Annotated in this window: 14 protein-coding genes, 1 tRNA gene and 1 other RNA gene; 11 read left to right on the top strand and 5 right to left on the bottom strand. The window is 43.1% G+C overall.

The window, feature by feature from the left end:
* A tRNA-Tyr gene (locus R7P72_RS09030) sits at positions 1-67 on the bottom strand.
* A gap of 292 nt (positions 68-359) precedes the next feature.
* Between R7P72_RS09030 and R7P72_RS09035 the strand changes: the two genes are divergently transcribed.
* Together R7P72_RS09035 and vmeF are read left to right on the top strand one after the other, a co-directional pair.
* Positions 360-1,454, top strand: coding sequence for an efflux RND transporter periplasmic adaptor subunit (locus R7P72_RS09035; RefSeq protein ID WP_005378593.1), 1,095 nt, complete (start codon positions 360-362; stop codon positions 1,452-1,454).
* Complete coding sequence (gene vmeF, locus R7P72_RS09040) at positions 1,454-4,567, top strand: multidrug efflux RND transporter permease subunit VmeF (RefSeq protein ID WP_005378591.1); 3,114 nt, start codon at positions 1,454-1,456, stop codon at positions 4,565-4,567. The genes R7P72_RS09035 and vmeF overlap by 1 nt, the downstream gene beginning before the upstream one ends.
* Before the next feature lie 80 nt (positions 4,568-4,647).
* Here the strand turns inward: vmeF and R7P72_RS09045 are convergent, their stop codons facing one another.
* Positions 4,648-5,223, bottom strand: a complete 576-nt coding sequence (locus R7P72_RS09045) for a porin family protein (RefSeq protein ID WP_005378589.1) — start codon at positions 5,221-5,223, stop codon at positions 4,648-4,650.
* A 214-nt stretch (positions 5,224-5,437) separates the two neighbouring features.
* Between R7P72_RS09045 and R7P72_RS09050 the strand changes: the two genes are divergently transcribed.
* Entirely contained in the window at positions 5,438-5,755 is a 318-nt protein-coding gene (locus R7P72_RS09050) for a DUF1244 domain-containing protein (RefSeq protein ID WP_005378586.1), read from the top strand.
* Between the two features lie 62 nt (positions 5,756-5,817).
* Here R7P72_RS09050 and R7P72_RS09055 read toward each other — a convergent pair whose 3' ends face one another.
* Entirely contained in the window at positions 5,818-6,912 is a 1,095-nt protein-coding gene (locus R7P72_RS09055) for a PLP-dependent cysteine synthase family protein (protein ID WP_005378582.1), read from the bottom strand.
* Positions 6,913-7,051: 139 nt separating this feature from the next.
* Here R7P72_RS09055 and R7P72_RS09060 point away from each other — a divergent pair, with 139 nt between their 5' ends.
* Both R7P72_RS09060 and R7P72_RS09065 read left to right on the top strand, forming a co-directional pair.
* Positions 7,052-7,516, top strand: coding sequence for an Lrp/AsnC family transcriptional regulator (locus R7P72_RS09060; RefSeq protein WP_005378579.1), 465 nt, complete (start codon positions 7,052-7,054; stop codon positions 7,514-7,516).
* A gap of 456 nt (positions 7,517-7,972) precedes the next feature.
* On the top strand, positions 7,973-11,014 hold the full coding sequence (locus R7P72_RS09065) for a hypothetical protein (RefSeq protein ID WP_005378577.1): 3,042 nt from the start codon (positions 7,973-7,975) through the stop codon (positions 11,012-11,014).
* A gap of 68 nt (positions 11,015-11,082) precedes the next feature.
* On the opposite strand, the gene tesB is transcribed toward R7P72_RS09065, so the two are convergent.
* Positions 11,083-11,943, bottom strand: coding sequence for an acyl-CoA thioesterase II (tesB, locus tag R7P72_RS09070; protein ID WP_005378575.1), 861 nt, complete (start codon positions 11,941-11,943; stop codon positions 11,083-11,085).
* 240 nt (positions 11,944-12,183) lie between these two features.
* Here tesB and R7P72_RS09075 point away from each other — a divergent pair, with 240 nt between their 5' ends.
* Entirely contained in the window at positions 12,184-12,618 is a 435-nt protein-coding gene (locus R7P72_RS09075) for a YbaY family lipoprotein (protein ID WP_005378572.1), read from the top strand.
* 30 nt (positions 12,619-12,648) lie between these two features.
* On the opposite strand, the gene R7P72_RS09080 is transcribed toward R7P72_RS09075, so the two are convergent.
* Positions 12,649-12,951: a DNA base-flipping protein gene (locus R7P72_RS09080; RefSeq protein ID WP_005378570.1), complete on the bottom strand. Its 303-nt coding sequence runs from the start codon at positions 12,949-12,951 to the stop codon at positions 12,649-12,651.
* A gap of 257 nt (positions 12,952-13,208) precedes the next feature.
* Here R7P72_RS09080 and R7P72_RS09085 point away from each other — a divergent pair, with 257 nt between their 5' ends.
* The 5 genes from R7P72_RS09085 (at position 13,209) to R7P72_RS09105 (ending at position 17,954) form a co-directional block, all read left to right on the top strand.
* Positions 13,209-13,952, top strand: coding sequence for a hypothetical protein (locus tag R7P72_RS09085; protein ID WP_005378568.1), 744 nt, complete (start codon positions 13,209-13,211; stop codon positions 13,950-13,952).
* Positions 13,953-14,104: 152 nt separating this feature from the next.
* Positions 14,105-16,108, top strand: a complete 2,004-nt coding sequence (locus R7P72_RS09090) for a GGDEF domain-containing protein (RefSeq protein ID WP_213895473.1) — start codon at positions 14,105-14,107, stop codon at positions 16,106-16,108.
* Between the two features lie 137 nt (positions 16,109-16,245).
* Positions 16,246-16,342, top strand: an RNA gene (ffs, locus tag R7P72_RS09095) — signal recognition particle sRNA small type.
* 212 nt (positions 16,343-16,554) lie between these two features.
* Entirely contained in the window at positions 16,555-17,289 is a 735-nt protein-coding gene (locus R7P72_RS09100) for an RNA methyltransferase (RefSeq protein WP_005378485.1), read from the top strand.
* 245 nt (positions 17,290-17,534) lie between these two features.
* A complete protein-coding gene (locus tag R7P72_RS09105) occupies positions 17,535-17,954 on the top strand; it encodes a CBS domain-containing protein (RefSeq protein ID WP_005378483.1) in 420 nt (139 codons plus the stop codon).
* Positions 17,955-18,125: the final 171 nt, after the last annotated feature.

Below are 18,125 nucleotides of genomic sequence, written 5' to 3' on the forward strand. Positions count from 1 at the left end.
GGACGGATTCGAACCATCGAAGGCAGTGCCGGCAGATTTACAGTCTGCTCCCTTTGGCCACTCGGGAACCCCTCCAGAGGATTTTTATACTTAGTAAGATGTTTTCCCAACTCATCTCCCAAGTGCGGAGCGAATCATAGCAAACTCGCTCAGGCTGTAAAGCGTTTTTCTTACGTTTTTACGTTGAATGCTGTCTTTTTGGGCAAAGATGGTAGAAAGTCAGCGTTTTGTTTGTCCTTTGAACAGAAGAGAGGCGCGCTTTTTACTTGAATTTACACTACTTGACGTTAAACACCGTATCTACTGATAAACTGTAAGCAGTTTAATGACATAAGTTTATTCGTTTAGAAGTCAATATCATGAGCATGAAAGCCACGTTATCGTTATCTGTTTTAACGCTTTCTATATTACTGAGTTCTCCATCGGTTTGCGCTGCGATGCGAGGAGGCTCAGCGGTTACTGTTGTGACTGAACAAGTAGAAACGCATGAGATCAATCAATCCTTAACTCTTATCGGCAAATTAAAGGCAGCGGAGTCTGTGGTTGTCGCATCGGAAGTCGCCGGCAAAGTGAATCAAATCGCTGTTAAAGCGAATCAAAATGTCCAGCAAGACCAGCTATTAATTAAGTTAGATGACGATAAGGCTCAAGCCGCTTTGATTGAGGCAAAGGCGTATCTAAAAGATGAACAGCGTAAGTTAAAAGAGTTCCAACGTTTGGTTAAGCGGAATGCGATTACTCAAACTGAAATCGATGCACAAAAAGCCAGTGTTGAAATAGCACAAGCGAGGCTTGATGCTGCTCAAGCCAATTTAGCTGACCTCCATATTACTGCCCCATTTTCTGGCACTGTTGGTTTTATCGATTTTAGCCGCGGCAAAATGGTCAGTGCGGGTACTGAACTTTTGACGTTGGATGATCTTTCCGTCATGGAACTGGATTTACAAGTACCGGAGCGCTATTTATCGATGCTTTCTATTGGTATGGAAGTCATCGCTAAAACCAGTGCATGGGGTAGCCAGACCTTTACTGGTCAAGTCACAGGTATTGATACGCGGATCAGTGCCGAAACACTGAATCTTCGCGTGCGTATTGAGTTTGATAACCCAGAAAATCAATTGAAGCCGGGCATGTTGATGAACGCTTCACTAGCATTTCCTGCTATTAAGGCGCCAATCATTCCTGTTCAAGCACTTGAATACTCCGGAACTAAACGTTTTGTATATGTAATTGATGAAAATAACAAAGCTACTCGTCAAGAAGTGTCGCTAGGTGCTCGTGTTGGCAACGAGGTGGTGATCGAATCTGGTGTTGAGATTGGTGACAAGATTGTGGTTCAAGGCATTGTTAACATGCGTGATGGTGTCGAAGTGAAAGAAATTGTCGCGCCACTAAAAGCGAACACCACGGATGTGACACGCAATGACAGTGAATCGGATGAGGAAGAAAACTAATGTTACTGTCCGACGTTTCAGTTAAACGCCCTGTCGCGGCGTTGGTTCTGAGCATGCTGTTGTGTGTGTTTGGCTTTGTGTCATTCACCAAATTAGCCGTTCGTGAAATGCCTGATATAGAAAGCCCAGTCGTTTCTATCAGTACGCGTTATGAGGGTGCATCGGCGACTATTATTGAAAGCCAAATTACCTCCGTTTTGGAAGACCAGCTTTCTGGGATCAGTGGAGTTGATGAAATTAGCTCCACTACTCGTAACAGCATGTCGCGTATCACGATCACGTTTGAGTTAGGTTACGATCTCAACACAGGTGTGAGCGACGTGCGTGATGCAGTGGCTCGTGCTCAGCGCTCGCTACCTGATGAAGCGGATGACCCTATTGTTTATAAGAACAATGGCTCGGGAGAGGCGTCGCTCTACATCAATCTCAGTTCTGCAGAGATGGACCGTACTCAATTAACCGATTATGCCGAACGTGTATTGATGGACCGCTTTAGCCTGATCTCTGGGGTTAGCTCCATTGATCTCTCCGGTGGTTTGTACAAGGTCATGTACGTGAAGCTTAAGCCAGAACTAATGGCTGGACGTTCAGTTACAGCTTCGGACATTACATCAGCTTTGCGAAGTGAGAACCTAGAAAGCCCAGGTGGTGAAGTTCGCAACGACTCAACAGTAATGTCCGTGCGTACGGCTCGTACTTATAACACGCCTGAAGATTTTCAATATCTTGTCATTAAACGCGCAAGCGACAATACACCTATCTATTTAAAAGATGTAGCAGATGTCTTCATTGGTGCAGAAAACGAAAACTCAACCTTCAAAAGTGATGGTGTAGTAAACATCAGTCTTGGTGTGGTACCGCAGTCAGACGCAAACCCGTTAGAAGTAGCGAAGCTGGTTAGGTCTGAAGTCGATAACATCCAGAAGTTCTTACCAGAAGGTACACGTCTTGCGATAGATTACGACGCGACAGTGTTTATCGAGCGTTCAATCGAAGAGGTGTACAGCACGTTATTTATCACGGGCGGCTTGGTGATTTTGGTATTGTACATTTTCATCGGCCAAGCTCGTGCAACCTTAATTCCTGCGGTTACGGTTCCTGTTTCTCTGATTTCTTCGTTCATTGCCGCGTACTACTTTGGGTTTTCTATCAACTTGATCACCTTGATGGCGTTGATATTATCGATTGGTTTGGTGGTGGATGACGCAATTGTGGTTGTGGAGAATATCTTCCACCATATTGAACGCGGTGAATCGCCATTACTCGCCGCATATAAAGGCACAAGAGAGGTTGGTTTTGCTGTTATAGCAACAACATTAGTGCTGGTGATGGTGTTCTTACCGATCTCCTTTATGGATGGCATGGTAGGTCTACTATTTACAGAGTTTTCTGTATTGCTGGCTATGTCGGTCATATTCTCCTCTTTGATTGCCCTGACGCTGACGCCTGTATTAGGTAGTCAGATTTTGAAAGCGAATGTAAAACCAAATCGATTCAATGAAGCAGTTGATCGCTTGTTTAGCAAGCTTGAGAGTGGCTATCGCGCATTATTGAAAGGCGCATTAAAAGTACGTTGGGCTGCTCCCCTGGTGATTCTAGCTTGTTTGGGCGGTAGCTATTTCTTGATGAATCAGGTACCGGCCCAGCTGACCCCACAAGAAGATCGCGGTGTGATATTCGCGTTTGTGCGAGGTGCAGATGCTACGTCGTACAATCGTATGTCAGCCAATATGGATATTGTCGAAGACCGATTGATGCCATTACTAGGGCAAGGTTATCTGAAGTCATTCAGTATCCAAACGCCAGCGTTTGGTGGCCAGGCAGGAGACCAGACAGGCTTTGTGATCATGATTCTAGAAGATTGGAACGAACGTGATATCACGGCTCAGCAAGCCCTTAACAAAGTACGGAAAGAATTGGCGGGTATCCCAGATGTTCGAGTGTTCCCATTTATGCCAGGTTTCCAAGGTGGTTCGAGTGAGCCAGTTCAGTTCGTATTAGGCGGCTCTGATTACGATGAGCTCGTTGTTTGGGCTGAAATGCTAAAGAACAAAGCAGAAGAATCACCAATGATGGAAGGAGCAGAGATAGATTACTCGGAAAAAACGCCTGAGTTATTGGTTACAGTTGACCGACAGCGTGCCGCAGAGCTAGGAGTCAGTGTTAAAGACATTTCTGACACCCTAGAAATCATGCTCGGTGGTAAAAGCGAAACGACTTATGTTGAGCGTGGCGAAGAGTACGATGTGTATCTTCGCGGTGATGAAAATAGCTTTAATAATGCTGCAGATTTAAGTCAGATTTATCTACGCACGAATAGCGGTCAGCTAGTGACGTTAGATGCGGTCACAAAAATTGAAGAAGTGGCGGCCTCTATTCGTCTTTCTCACTACAACAAACAGAAGTCCATCACTATTACTGCCAACCTGTCGGAAGGTTATACATTAGGAGATGCGCTGAATTACCTAGACCAGGAAGCCATCGACAACTTACCGGGTGACATTTCGGTGAGTTATTCGGGGGAGTCGAAAGACTTTAAAGAGAACCAAGCGAGTGTTGCTGTTGTGTTTGCATTGGCACTACTAGTGGCGTATCTCGTGTTGGCGGCTCAGTTTGAAAGCTTCATAAACCCGTTAGTGGTCATGTTTACGGTGCCGATGGGTGTATTTGGTGGCTTCCTTGGTTTGGTTATTATGGGCCAAGGTATGAACATTTATAGTCAGATCGGCATGATCATGTTGATTGGCATGGTGACGAAAAACGGTATTTTGATCGTAGAATTTGCCAATCAGCTACGTGATCGTGGCGTTGGGTTTGAAAAAGCGATCATTGATGCTGCCGCGCGACGTCTACGTCCAATCTTGATGACTGCGTTTACCACACTTGCTGGCGCAATTCCGTTGATCGTATCGACAGGGGCGGGTTATGAGAGCCGTATTGCCGTGGGTACGGTTATCTTTTTCGGGATGGGGTTTGCGACATTGGTGACCTTGTTTGTTATCCCGGCAATGTACCGATTGATTTCGGCGAAAACACAAGCACCAGGTCATGTAGAAGCAGAGTTAAACAAAGCAATTAGCCATGATACGAAGGGCCGTATAGCGCACCCTTAAATCAAACGTTAAAACATAAAAGCCGAGGTAATAACCTCGGCTTCTCTTTATCGGTTTAAAGTTAGCTCGGAAGCGTTCGATTAGAAGCGTTTCCCTAGGCTGATTTGTACACCTTCGTAGCTGTCGTAAAAATCTTCAAAACCCATATCCGCGACATTATAAATGTACTCTGCGCGTAACCAGATATCTTTGCTCATATCCCAATGGACACCAGCACCGATGTTGAATAGCGCGCCTGAATCATCTGTGACTTTTTGTTCGTTTGGAACATACATTTCAGCTTGAGTGCCAAGCGCAGTTACGCGACCAAACAGTGACAGCGGCGTATCGCCTAAGTTATCACTTGTTACAACAGCAGACATACCTGCTTGGTAATAGTGAAGATCTAAGTCAGTTTTTAGAGCATCGTTCTTAAGTTCATTTTGTGAATAGCGCAGAACCCCTTCAAACGCGAGGTATTGGTTTACATGGTAACCCCAGCCAACTGTGATATGTGGTGTTGACCACTCATTGTCTCTATCCGAGCCGAAGTACGGTGTATCAAAACCAACGTTACCAGTACCCAGATAAAAATAAGATTGATGAGCTTGTTCTTGAGCAGCTAAAGTTGGCACGCTAATGGTCAAGGCAGACAATAATAGAATGGCGTTTTTCATAACTAGACGATAACCTTGGTAAAAGACCGTTGTAATGATTTGTTTAAATGTTAATTTAATCAATAGGATGGATGGTAATTATCATATCAGCTTTTATCAAAGGTAGTGATTTTAGAATGGGAATTGTTGCGCTAAAGCATACTTCTTACTCATGACTACCGACTAACTAGATATGGTGACGAAAGCTAGTTAAATAAGAGAGAAGGAAAGGAAAGTGGCTGAATTCAAATACAAAAACTTGACTCAAGAAGAACAAGATAAGTTAGACGCGGCGACATTTCGCCGTTTATTGGCGCATTTAGATGCCAACAAAGACGTACAAAACATCGACCTGATGATCCTTGCGGGCTTCTGTCGCAACTGCTTTAGCAAATGGTATAAATCTGAGGCTGAAAATCTCGGTTTGGATTTAGATATTGATGACGCTCGCGAACGTGTTTACGGCATGACTTACGATGAATGGAAACAAAATCATCAACCAGCGGCAACGCCAGAACAATTGGCTGCGTTTGAAGCGCGCCAGAAAAAGTAAAACCCAGCGATAAAAACAGCCCGCATGAAGTTGGGCTGTTTTTTTAAAGTCCAGTTTGCACGTTAAGCGTTAGTTGAGCCGCAACAAGCTGGCTCAACGCAACCTTTTGCTTGAATGACTTTGAGTTGAGCTAAGTAAGGTTGAATATCGCCGATGTTCTCTTTTACCCATGTTAAGTCATAATACGTATCTAGGTAACGCTCTCCAGAATCACATAGAAGCGTCACGATAGAACCCTTCTCACCGCGTTGTTTCATCTCACAAGCCAATTGCAGCACACCGTAAAGATTGGTGCCTGTTGATGCGCCGACTTTACGCCCAATCAGCTGAGATACCCAATGGGCGGTTGCCACACTGGCAGCGTCTGGAATTTTGCGCATCTCGTCAATAACACCTGCAATAAAGCTTGGCTCGACACGTGGTCGACCGATGCCTTCAATTTTGCTGCCGGTCTCACCTTTTAATGAGTGATTACCTGACTGAAAAGCATCGTAAAACACTGAGTTTTCAGGGTCTACCACGCAAAGCTTAGTGTCGTATTTTTGGTAACGAATAAAACGGCCAATGGTTGCTGATGTGCCGCCTGTTCCAGGACTCATCACTACCCAGCTAGGAATCGGGTGATCTTCTAACTCCATTTGGCTAAAGATAGAGTTCGCGATGTTGTTGTTACCGCGCCAGTCAGTAGCGCGTTCAGCATAAGTAAACTGGTCCATGTAGTGACCATTTAACTCTTGAGCCAAGCGTCGAGACTCGTCATAAATCTGATCTGAGCGCTCTACAAGATGCGCTTTACCACCATAAAACTCAATTTGTTCAATCTTTTTACGTGCGGTGGTTTTCGGCATAACAGCAATGAACGGTAAGCCAAGCAAGCGAGCAAAATACGCTTCCGAAACGGCAGTGCTGCCTGAGGACGCTTCAATCACTGTGGTTTCAGGACCAATCCATCCGTTACAAATCGCATAAAGAAACAACGAGCGTGCCAATCGGTGTTTCAGAGAGCCTGTTGGATGCGTGCTCTCATCTTTTAGGTAGATATCGATACCATCAAGAGAAGGCAGTTCAAGTTTAAATAAATGAGTATCAGCAGAACGTTGGAAGTCTGCTTCAATTTTACGCACTGCATTGTTGATCCAATTGTGGTCAGTACACATGGCGTCTCTCCTTGGGAAATCGATAGATAAGTATTAGATAGGGATAATTTATCTATAATTTTCGAGAAAAACTTTGCTATTGTTACTCTTAATAAAGATTTTTGTAGAAAAATTTTCTACATTTTATGGGTTTATAGAAATGAGTTTAGATCGAATAGATAAGCAGCTGCTTGCTTTACTACAAACCGACAGCACCTCGTCATTAAATGACGTGGCTGAGCGAGTCAATCTTACTACAACACCATGCTGGAAGCGCTTGAAAAGGTTGGAAGAAGAGGGCTACATCGAAAAACGCGTGGCGTTGTTAAGTGCAGAAAAGCTCGAGCTATCTTTCATTGCATTTGTTCAGTTAAAAACGATTGATCATTCCGAAGGTTGGTATCACCATTTTGTTACAACTGTGAGTGACTTTCCTGAGGTAATGGAGTTTTATCGTATGGCTGGCGAGTATGACTACATGATGAAAGTACTAGTCAAAGATATGAAGTGTTTTGACGAATTCTATAAGCGGTTAGTTAATAGCGTAAAAGGGCTATCTAATGTGACTTCAACATTTGCTATGGAGTCCATTAAATACACAACAGAGTTACCAATCCTAAAATAACTCGCCCTATAAGAATTCTATCTAATGTTAATTCTACCTTTTAGTATTTTAAATGTTAAAAGGTAGTTTGATTATGCTTTTAAAACTATTTCCTATCAGATTTTCATAAATATAAACGATATTTATTCTCTCTTCTATTTTTCATTAACCATTTGTTTTTGCAGTCCATTAGTCCCATATATCATAATGAAAGAAAAAATAACGCAATTTTTTCTCTTTCTTTTTCATGTTTTATTTTATTGAATATTAATTTTTACTAAATTAATGGAAGAGTTTGATTTAAACGTTTGCTTTTTGTGTTTTCATGTAATTTGGTCGCTATTTTTGAGTATTTGTTTTTAGGATTAATACAGTAGCAATTACTTAAGTAATAAAGTACTCAAAAATGGGGATAGTGATTAATAAAACATCGTATTATTATCGCCCCATCTTGTATGTAACAAAGTATTACTAAAAATGAACAGAAATTACTATTTGCTTTTTCTCGCAGCTTTACTCGCTGGCTGTGGCGGTGGGGGAGACTCTAAGCCGAACAATACGAAGACACCAACTACGGTAACAAAGCAGAACCGTCCGCAATTAAAAGTGGAAGACACGGTGTTGAAGTTTGAAGGAGTGGGAACGGTTACTGAAGCAAAACTGAGCAATGTACATGGGTCGGTATCTTACCAAGTCATTGACTCTAATCCGCCAAATGTCGTGAAAATTAATGACTCAGGAATACTACAAATTCTGCGCCCAGGAACGGCGACTATTCTTGCTACAGATAGTAGCTCTGCTTATGAATCTTCTGAAGCAAGATTTTCTGTCACTGTAGAGCGAGGCATCAATACTGAACTTTCAGTGAGTGATCTGAATTTCAATGCGATTGAGTCAGAAGGAAAAGCGTTGATCGTCCGTGGCCAAAAAGGCGAACTGAGTTATGAGGTAGAAAGTGGTCATAACTTGATTCGTGTTGATGAGAACGGTTCGGTATATTCATTAGGTTCAGTTGGTCAGGCATCGGTGCTGATTACCGATTCAGGTAACGACTTTTACTTGCCGAAACAAGTTCGCGCTACGGTTAAACTGCATGCAGTAGCTCCGGGGCAATTACAGTTCGCTTTGCTTGAAGACGAGTATCGAGAAGGGTTGACGTTAGAACCAGTGCGTTTAGATAAAGCTCAAACGCAACGTATTTCTTACAAAATCATAAATAGCGTACCAGACAGCAAGGTGGCCGAGTTGCTAGACCCTGAAACGGGTTTGCTTCTTGTTCATAATGTTGGGCGATTAACGGTTGAAGCGACTGCAACTTACAGCGACGCGTTTCTAGATAAACAGCAAACAGCGCAATTTTTTGTGGATATAAAACAAGGCAAGCGTCAAGAAATCAGCGCAGCGGATATTGTCACAACTTATGAGGAAGGTGGACGAATTTTCCCTAAGGTGACGAACGCCTACGGTGACTATGAGCTGAGAATCATTCGTGGTGAAGACGTTGTCGCTAAAACTGAAAATGGTGAAGCATTACTGATCAAAGGTGTTGGTGCTGCTGAAGTGGAAATTTACGAGCATGACATGCGTAATTATCCTGCAAGCAAAACTCGTTTTGATCTTGAAGTTAATCGCGCGCCTCATCCCGTTATAAAAGACATTGAAATGCCGCTTACCTATCAACCAAATCTTTCAATCCCTCTGGCGTTTAAAGGGCAAAAAGGTAACGTAAATCTAGTTAGCAGCTTACCTAATGGCTTACGAATGACTGACGGCAAGTTGGAGGTAGTGACTGCGGGTGAGTACGACCTTAAGTTTGAAGACGATGGTGGGGAGTTCTACCAACCTATTCAATTTAATGTCGTCATTAAAGTTGCAAAGGCTGAAGGCCAACCCATGGCAACGCACGATTATGACGTTGTATACAGCAACAAATACAGTTTTGATCTTCATCGTGATTTTGGTTTGAGTGCTGACGAGCAAATTGAGATTGTAGATAACACCGCACCAGATGTTGTCGGTGGTTTTAGTGAAGGACGTCTCCATGTGTATAAAGCGGGTAAAGCGACGCTAACTGTGCGCAGAAAAGAGAGCGCGAATTATACTGTTGGTCCTGATCAAAAAGTCTACGTGACAATTTTGAGTGCGCCGAGCCGAATTGAAGTTCAATCCGATGTGGAAGAGATTTGGAAGGTTGGCCAAACATTTGTTGCGCCGAAAATCTCTGGTACGGTTGGGGAAGTTACGTACCGATTTGCAGACAACGCAGCAACAGATGTAGTTTCCTTAAACAGCCAAACGGGTGCCATGCAAATTCTTAACGCGGGTAGCACAAAAATTATTGTTTCGGATGCGGGGGACGACAAAGTGGATCCGGGTGAAAGTAGCTTCTCGGTCACGATTAAACAAGGCACAAACCCTGTATCGGTTACTTACCCAACGGTAGAATTCTCCGCTGGTAGTGTTATCTCACCAGTGATGAGTGGTGGGACTGCGAAGGCAAGTTACCGTCTTATTAACCAAAAAGATCCTGTGGTCGAGCTAGTTTCCCCTGATACGGGGCGTTTGAAGATTTTGCACGCAGGCGAGTACCAAGTAGAGGTTACTCTTACTGGACGCAACTACAAAGCTAAAACAATCGTCGTAAATGGCACTATTAACAAAGCGAATCACCCTGGTTTAAGTGCTTCTACAATGAAGGTGGAATTTGAACCATTTAAAAAGGTTAAGCTAGACTTTGGTACACCAATAGGAAACCGCAGCTATCAAATATCCAGCTCAACAATTAAAGGAGTCGCTTCATTAGATGTTGATAAGGAAGAGCTGACGTTACTTGACCTCCCACCAGTAAAAAGACGTTGGATTTCTCTCGACGTTTCGGAAGGAGAATCTCGAGATTACAAAGCGCTGGAAAGTAAGAAAGTCCAGCTGTATCTAAGCTTTGCAGATGAAGGTGTTGCGGATCAATATACATTGCTTGAAACTGAACAAACAGTATTGTTTAGCACGCTAAATGCACGTGAGTTTTCTAACTTAGAAGAAAGTGAGTTTGGTTTGATGAACGTTCGTTCAGTGCGTGAGCCAACGGACGAAGAATTGAAATTATACGGCAAAGGTAAGATTGCACTACTTGCATTCAAGCCGGTGGGTAACGATGACCAAACTCTAATAAAAGGAGCGTGGGTACACTTAGCTCGATTTGATGGATGTACATCAGAGCTGTTCGAAGATGATCTCAAGCCTTTTGAAGCAATTGACTATGATGACCCAGGGTACTGCACCAACGGCAGCACGATTCGTATGACTCGGTTCTTAATAATTGATGACTCGAAGATGGAAAAGGTAGAGTATGAGTTAGTAGCACCTGTGATTACTTACCGTCGTGGGGTTCGTGAATTTTTAGCAACGAATAAAGGTGGATTCTATGCCGACCCAAATGTCATTTACGGGAAAAGCGAATATGGTTACCCGAAATCACTTTACGAATGGTCGGTTATTAACATGAAGTATCAACCAAATTAATCATCGTTTGATACCCCTTAAAAAAGGAGTGCGGAACAGCACTCCTTTTTTCGTCTGGCGAACACGAGCTATTTCGTGTAGCGCATCACCCCTTCTTGCACGGCGGTCGCCACTAAGTGACCTTGCTGGTTGTATATTTCGCCACGGACCAACCCACGAGTATTGCTCGCCGTTGGGCTCTCTATCGCATATAGAAGCCATTCATCCATCTTAAACGGACGATGGAACCAGATAGAGTGGTCAATGGTGGCCACTTGAAAGTTAGGCGTCATTAATGAGACTTCATGTGGATGCATTGCTGTCACAAGGAATCCCCAATCGGATGCGTAGGCCAGAAGGTACTGGTGAATTAGCTGATTCTCTGGCATTTCACCATTAGCACGAATCCAAAGGTACTGTTTGGGTTCTGCTTTTTTGGGCTTCAAAGGGTTGATAACCGTAACGGGGCGAGTTTCGATTGGCTTTTCCCCGCAAAATGTTTTGCGTAAGCGTTTGGGTAGAAATTCTGCAATATGGCTTGCGAGCTCACTCTCTGAGGCAAAGTTTTCTGGACCAGGGATATCTGGCATTTCTTTTTGATGATCAAACCCAGGTTGATCGCCATGGTAGGATGCGGTTAGGTAAAAAATAGGGCGTCCATTTTGAATTGCTTTTACGCGTCTAGTGCTAAAGCTACGGCCATCTCTCAGATTTTCTACATCATAAATAATAGGTTTTTCTGGATCGCCAGGGTACAAAAAATAGCTATGGAAGGAGTGTACCGTGCGTGTTTCTTCAACGGTGTAGCGCGCAGCAGAAAGCGCTTGCCCAATTACTTGACCGCCATAAACTTGAGGCAAACCTAGGTTTTCACTTTGGCCACGAAACAAGCCTTCTTCTAATTTTTCGAGTTGTAGTAGGCTGAGCAATTCTCGTAGTGGTTTACTCATTGTGTCTCCTCACCGTTGTCTTTCATTCCAAGTTACCTCAACAGCCTCACTCTTGTGAAGTGGCATAGTTAAGAACTATTGAGTAACTTAGAAATAGTATTGTTCCAATTATGAAACAAAATCAATTGTTTGATAAATTCTAACTCAGTCAAACTATTGTCAAATAAAGTGACAGGAAGCAGACAGTTTTATATTCCAGACCTATAATTGCTTCGGTTTAATGCTCTTTTCGAGGAATATATGAAAAAAACACTACTACTTGTTACTTCTCTACTCTTTGGGGCTGCGTTAGTGGGTTGCCAAACTTCTCAAAATACAGAAATGGAATCTACAGAAGCGTCAATGAAGACGATTACAGGTACAGTGGCTTATCGCGAGCGGATTGCCTTGCCACCAAACGCAGTGGTTACTATTGCGTTAGAAGATGTGTCCTTGGCGGATGCGCCAGCAAAAGTGTTGGCGAAACAGACATTCGAAACAGAAGGTAAGCAAGTTCCTCTTTCTTTTGAGTTGAGTTACGACAGCAATGAAATCAAACCAAACCATCGTTACAGCGTTCGTGCTCGCATTGAGGTAGATGGAAAGCTGCGTTTTATCAGCGACACACATAACGGTGTTATTACAGATGAAGCACAAACTCACCAATTAGATATTCGTCTAGTTGGAACACGTTAATACGACGTACTGAGAACAAAAAATGGCAGCTTAAGGCTGCCATTTGTATTTTTTAAGTGAAGTTTTGCCAACTTCCGATACTTCAATCCCTTCTGCTTCTAATTTCTTTTTTTGTCGCTCTAAGTCTCTGCCTTTTAAAGATATTTTTCCTTGGCTATTTACCACTCTAAACCAGGGGAGTTTGCTGCCTTCTGGTAGGTTACCCAGTGCTTTACCAACATGTCTCGCATAGCCCGGATAACCGGCCATTTTTGCAATTTCCCCATAGGTGGAGACTTTTCCTTTTGGAATTTGGTGAATTACAGCAAAGATTTGCGCTAAAAATTGGTCCATACTCAAAAGTGTCTATTTTGGATTACTAAGGAATGGTAAACCATTGGACTTGTATATTGCTAACGGTTCTTAACCCTTGTGTTGTCAGCGACTCACTTTGAAGAATTACATTTTCTGTTCTTTAGTGTCGTTGGTTGATGAGCCTTAAACAGCATGAAGCAAACGCAAGCTAAGCTTGAATCTAGACCCTCTCAACGACTTTCAATCCCAGTTTTTGCCGTTGAGTTACCAAGTAGGTGGGGAAGCCAGGAGGCGCTATGATTTTATCGACACTTCAATTTTTCGTTACGACCTTACTCGCTGTTGTCTGCGTTCGGGCGATGAGTTTGAGCGAGGGTGACATTCCCGTTCTTGCACTTATGATCCCCGCGCTGTGGGTTCTGCCACAAGGTGGGTTCGCTGGCCTAGTATTACTGGGCGCGATGATGGCTTTTGGTGCGACACTCTCAATGCAGCCAATTGCTTTGTCGGTTGGTGTTTTGATCCTTTTCCCACTTTTAATGGTGGTATTTTCTCGTAGAAGCTCTTTAGGTGTGTTGCTCACCGCTGGTCTTATTGTACTTACACTGCAAGTTGGTCTTATGGTCACACAGCAAGGCGGTAAGCTGGATGGTTTTGCTTGGGTTACAGTGGTTCAAACCATTGCGGTTATGGCGATGTGGTGGTCGGCTGCGCATTGGACGCCATCCAATAAACACAGCTGGTGGCCGTTGTTTTTGTTGCTCCCATTGTGGATTGCAGGCCTACCGTACGCCGTTCTTATGGCGTTAAGTTTGACGGGAATGTTAGCGTCAATGGAAGCACTTGCGAAGCTTCAACATACCATTCGTTGGAGCAAATTATTATGTTGGACATTGCCGACTGTGGGTTTTGCCGCTTTAGTCGTCAGCCCGACCACGGATGTGCCAAACCCTGTTTTCGTGGTTTGGATCTGTTTGTTAGGGACGGCTTGGATGACTGACTATATTTTACGTAGTAGCGATGAACAGGCTGAATTATGAATTTTTAGTCAGGTAAAAAGTGACATGTGCGGCAGAGTATCGAATTGGTTGTGGAACAAAATGGAGATTAGTATATGTTCTTCATTTCATATTTACTACACTTCCAATAATAATAACCACAATATAAGTGGTTGATTTAAGATAAGTTTGTCATGACAACTTTTGCTCGAACACTGTTGCTTTTTGCATGTTGCCTCTTGAGTTTGAATGTAAAAGCCGAAGCCCCTTTAATTGCTCATTATAAAGTCGCGACTGAAGCGGATGATGTCGTCACTCGTGTTCTTTTCAATGCTGCTTCAAAGGAGTTTGGCTTTACCGTTCAATACGTGAACTACTCCAGCTTTGATGCCATTCTAAATTCAGTAGCGAATGGGGAAGCGGACTTTGCTGCGAATATCACTTACACACAAGAACGTGCTCAACGTTTTAGTTATTCCCGCCCAACAAATATCGAATATACCTACCTCTTTGGTTTAAAAGATTCGACGTTGAGTGACATTTCGCGTGTTGGCATCCCCAAAGATACAGTTTATGCCCAATTACTTAAACAACACTACCCTGAGCTAGAACAGATCTCTTATCAAGGTCATGAACAAGCAGTAACACTGCTACGTTCAGGTGCTGTGGACGGCGTTGTCGATGCCATTAACCAGCTCAAGCCGATGCTGATGGAGGGGTTTGACGCCAAGATGCTCAATGATCAGATTTCGATAAAGCCCGTATCCATCATCAGTAAAAAAGATCATCATCTTGAGGAGTTGGACACGTTCGCTACGTTTATTCACGGGGAAGCGGTGCAAAAGCAGCTTCGCGAAGAAATTTCCCAGTATCAATTTGAATTAAGGCGAGCAGCGTTGCGTGATTCTATTCGTTTATTACCCCTTGATTTTAATGAACCAATACGGATTAAGCTCGAATCTATCTTTCCATATGTTGTATACAACGCAGATGGTAGTGTCGAAGGGATGACGGCTGATGTAGTCCTGAGAAGTTGTGAGATCTTGGCTTTAAACTGCTTGATCATTAGTGAGCCTGGTGAAAGCTGGGGTTCTATGTACCATGAGTTTATCCAAGGTAATTTCGAAATTTTGGCGCCGTTAACGGTCAGCCGTGAGCGGCGCGCATTTAGCTACTTTCCAAAGTCCCATTACGCGCCAGCATCGGTGATGGTCAAGCGTTTAGGTTACAAACCGAGCACATACTCTCATGTTTCACAGTTGATATCTGAGCGGATTGGCGTAGTTAAGGATGACTTTTTCGATCAAATGATGACGCAACTGTTACCGCTAAAAGAACTCAAACGTTATCGTACCCAACAAGAACTCATTCAGGGGCTATTAAATGAAGAAGTCGATTACATTCCGATGGATACGGCGATGCTCAATCATTTTTTACGTCTCAGTGAACTGGTTCCGATAGAGCAGGATACCGCTATTGGCGAGTTTTATGAGTCTCAACTCTCTGTTGGATTGGTCGCGAATGAAAAAGGAGCCATGCTTGCGCCTTTCTTCAGTCGAGCGATAGCGATGTTAGAAGTTGATAAGATCATTGCTCAGTACGATGTACGCCCAGATTGGCGTACCGCACTTGAATATGAGATTCGATTAGCGACGCAAACACAAGCTGTGTTTATCTTTGTATTATTGTTTGCTATTTGTGTTTCGCTTTATCTTTACCGTCAATCGAACACTGACAACTTAACAGGGTTAAGGAATCGTCGTGCGTTGCAAGTAAAGTATCGAAAGGGAGTAAACAAAGATCTATCCATACTTTACTTAGACATTAATCATTTCAAACGAATCAATGACACTTATGGGCATCGCGCTGGGGACGAAGTTTTACAACTACTGGCACTAAAAATTCATTATGTCTGGTCGGGAAGATGTTATCGAATTGGAGGGGATGAGTTCATATTGCTGGGTTATCCAACGCAAGCCGAGTTAACTAGAGCAATGAGAGAGCTCAGTAGAATCAACGTGAAAGGCAAATTATGTAGTGATTTGGAGTCTATAAGTATCTCTATTGGTTTCTCTGCAAAAAGGGAACGGCACATGAGCTTAGAGCAAGCGATGCATTTGGCTGATGAAGACATGTACATGAGTAAGCAGTCCTCACGGCACGACTCCTCTTATCGTGACTACACGGTTTCATCATAAAGGAATGAATTGATCGAGTTTTGTTCAAACGGTAATGAAATGATGAAATTCAAGGTTTTTGCTCTTGCATTATGAGAGCTGATACTGAATAATCGCCCCATCGATTGAGGCAAGACCTCTCGAAAAGAATTATGGGGCTCTGGTCCTCTCGCAACAATAGCTCGTGAACTCGGTCAGGTCCGGAAGGAAGCAGCCGCAGCGTGTGACTTGTGTGCCGGGATGTGGCTGGGGTCCCACCCTTTGAAAGCCCTGCGTTATCGCAGGGCTTTTTTCGTTTTTGAGCCTTCTTTTATTTTGGCTACGCTTGGTGTTCAACGTCTTCTGATGATCAAGCTTCTTGAGGTTATTTAGGTATAATTTATAATCTCATCCGCTCGATACCGAACTTTCGTGAAGATTGTTTAGGGTACACTCGCCGAATAACCATTTTCACCTGGGATACTTTAATGATTTCAAAAAACCAATTAAAACTGCTTCGTGCTTTAGGTCAAAAGAAACAGCGTAAAGCGCATGGCTTATTCCTAGTTCAGGGTGAAAAGAACGTACTAGAGCTAGCAAGTAGTTCATTGAAGGTGAAGCAGGTTTTTGCAACAGCGGCATTTCTCGAACAAAATGCTGGTACGCTAAATCGTTTTGATTGTGTTGAAGCATCGCTTGATGAATTGACCAAAGCGAGCACGCTTGTGAGCAATAATGCGGCCATTGCTGTGGTTGAAATTCCGAGTGTAAAAGAGCCTCAAGCGAAAGGCTTGATGATTGCGCTAGATGGTGTATCCGACCCTGGTAATCTAGGTACGATTATTCGTGTTGCAGACTGGTATGGCATCAAGCACATTATTGCGAGTACAGATTGTGCTGATCCTTATAATCCTAAAACGATCAGTGCGACCATGGGCAGCTTTGGCCGCGTACAAGTGAGTTTGGTGGATTTGCCAAGTTACTTGGAACACGCCAAATTGCCAGTATATGGCGCGTTTTTGGAAGGAGAGAGCGTTCATAAAACGGATTTCGCTGCTGAAGGTATTTTGTTGATGGGCAGCGAATCTCATGGTGTGCGCGAAGCCGCAGCAAAATTCGTGACAGATAAGATCACGATTCCGGCGTTTGGCGGTGCCGAATCACTGAATGTCGCGATGGCGACTGGCATTATTTTAGACAACATGCGCCGCCAACATAGCTAATGCAACAATTACTTAATAACAAAGCCAGTCTATTTGACTGGCTTTGTTGTATTTTGCCTAGAAAAATCAGCCTGGCTGAATCTTGCGTTTAACGAAATACAGTGAATGTTGTTCGGTGAGTTAATTTTGTTTTAGTTCAATAGGCTGTGCCTATAAATAAAATTACTCCTTTCCATTTAGTAAAATCAGGAAATTAGGCGACACTTATCTAAAGGCCGCAATAAAATGCCCTTAAGGAGATAAGAATGCATTCATTAAAAGTAAAAGATTACATGACGTTGCAAGCGGTGACTTTCACGAAAGATATGTCACTTTCGGCAGCTTTAAACAAAGTAATGCAAAGTGTCACACTAGGTGGCCCTGTCATTGATGAAAATGAAAAAGTGGTTGGGTTTTTATCGGAGCAAGACTTATTAGATAAGTTGGTGAAAGCAAGTTATCACTGCCAAGATACACATACGGTACAAGAGTGTATGCATGATGATGTCTTATCTGTTTCTCCAGAAATGTCAGTAATTGAACTGGCTGACATGATGAAAGTTGGAAAGCCGAAAATGTATCCAGTGGTGGATGGCAAAGGTAAGTTGGTTGGTGTTATCACAAGAAGAGACGTGCTGCGTGCCATAGGAATGACATTAAATGAGTGTTTTAAGCATCCCGTTTAACCTCTCTGTTTAAACTTTACGGAATATTGCTTTTAAACTGGTTTGGAAAGACGCTTCGGCGTCTTTTTTATTTTCTATCGCCGAACTGTACAAATTTGTCTTGACCTTGGAGCTTACTCTAAGGTTTATCCTTAGCAATAGGTAAATCACCGATACCAATAAGGAAAAAAT

It is taken from the genome of Vibrio sp. Vb0888 (assembly GCF_033338835.1).
In the GTDB taxonomy this organism is placed as follows: domain Bacteria; phylum Pseudomonadota; class Gammaproteobacteria; order Enterobacterales; family Vibrionaceae; genus Vibrio; species Vibrio alginolyticus.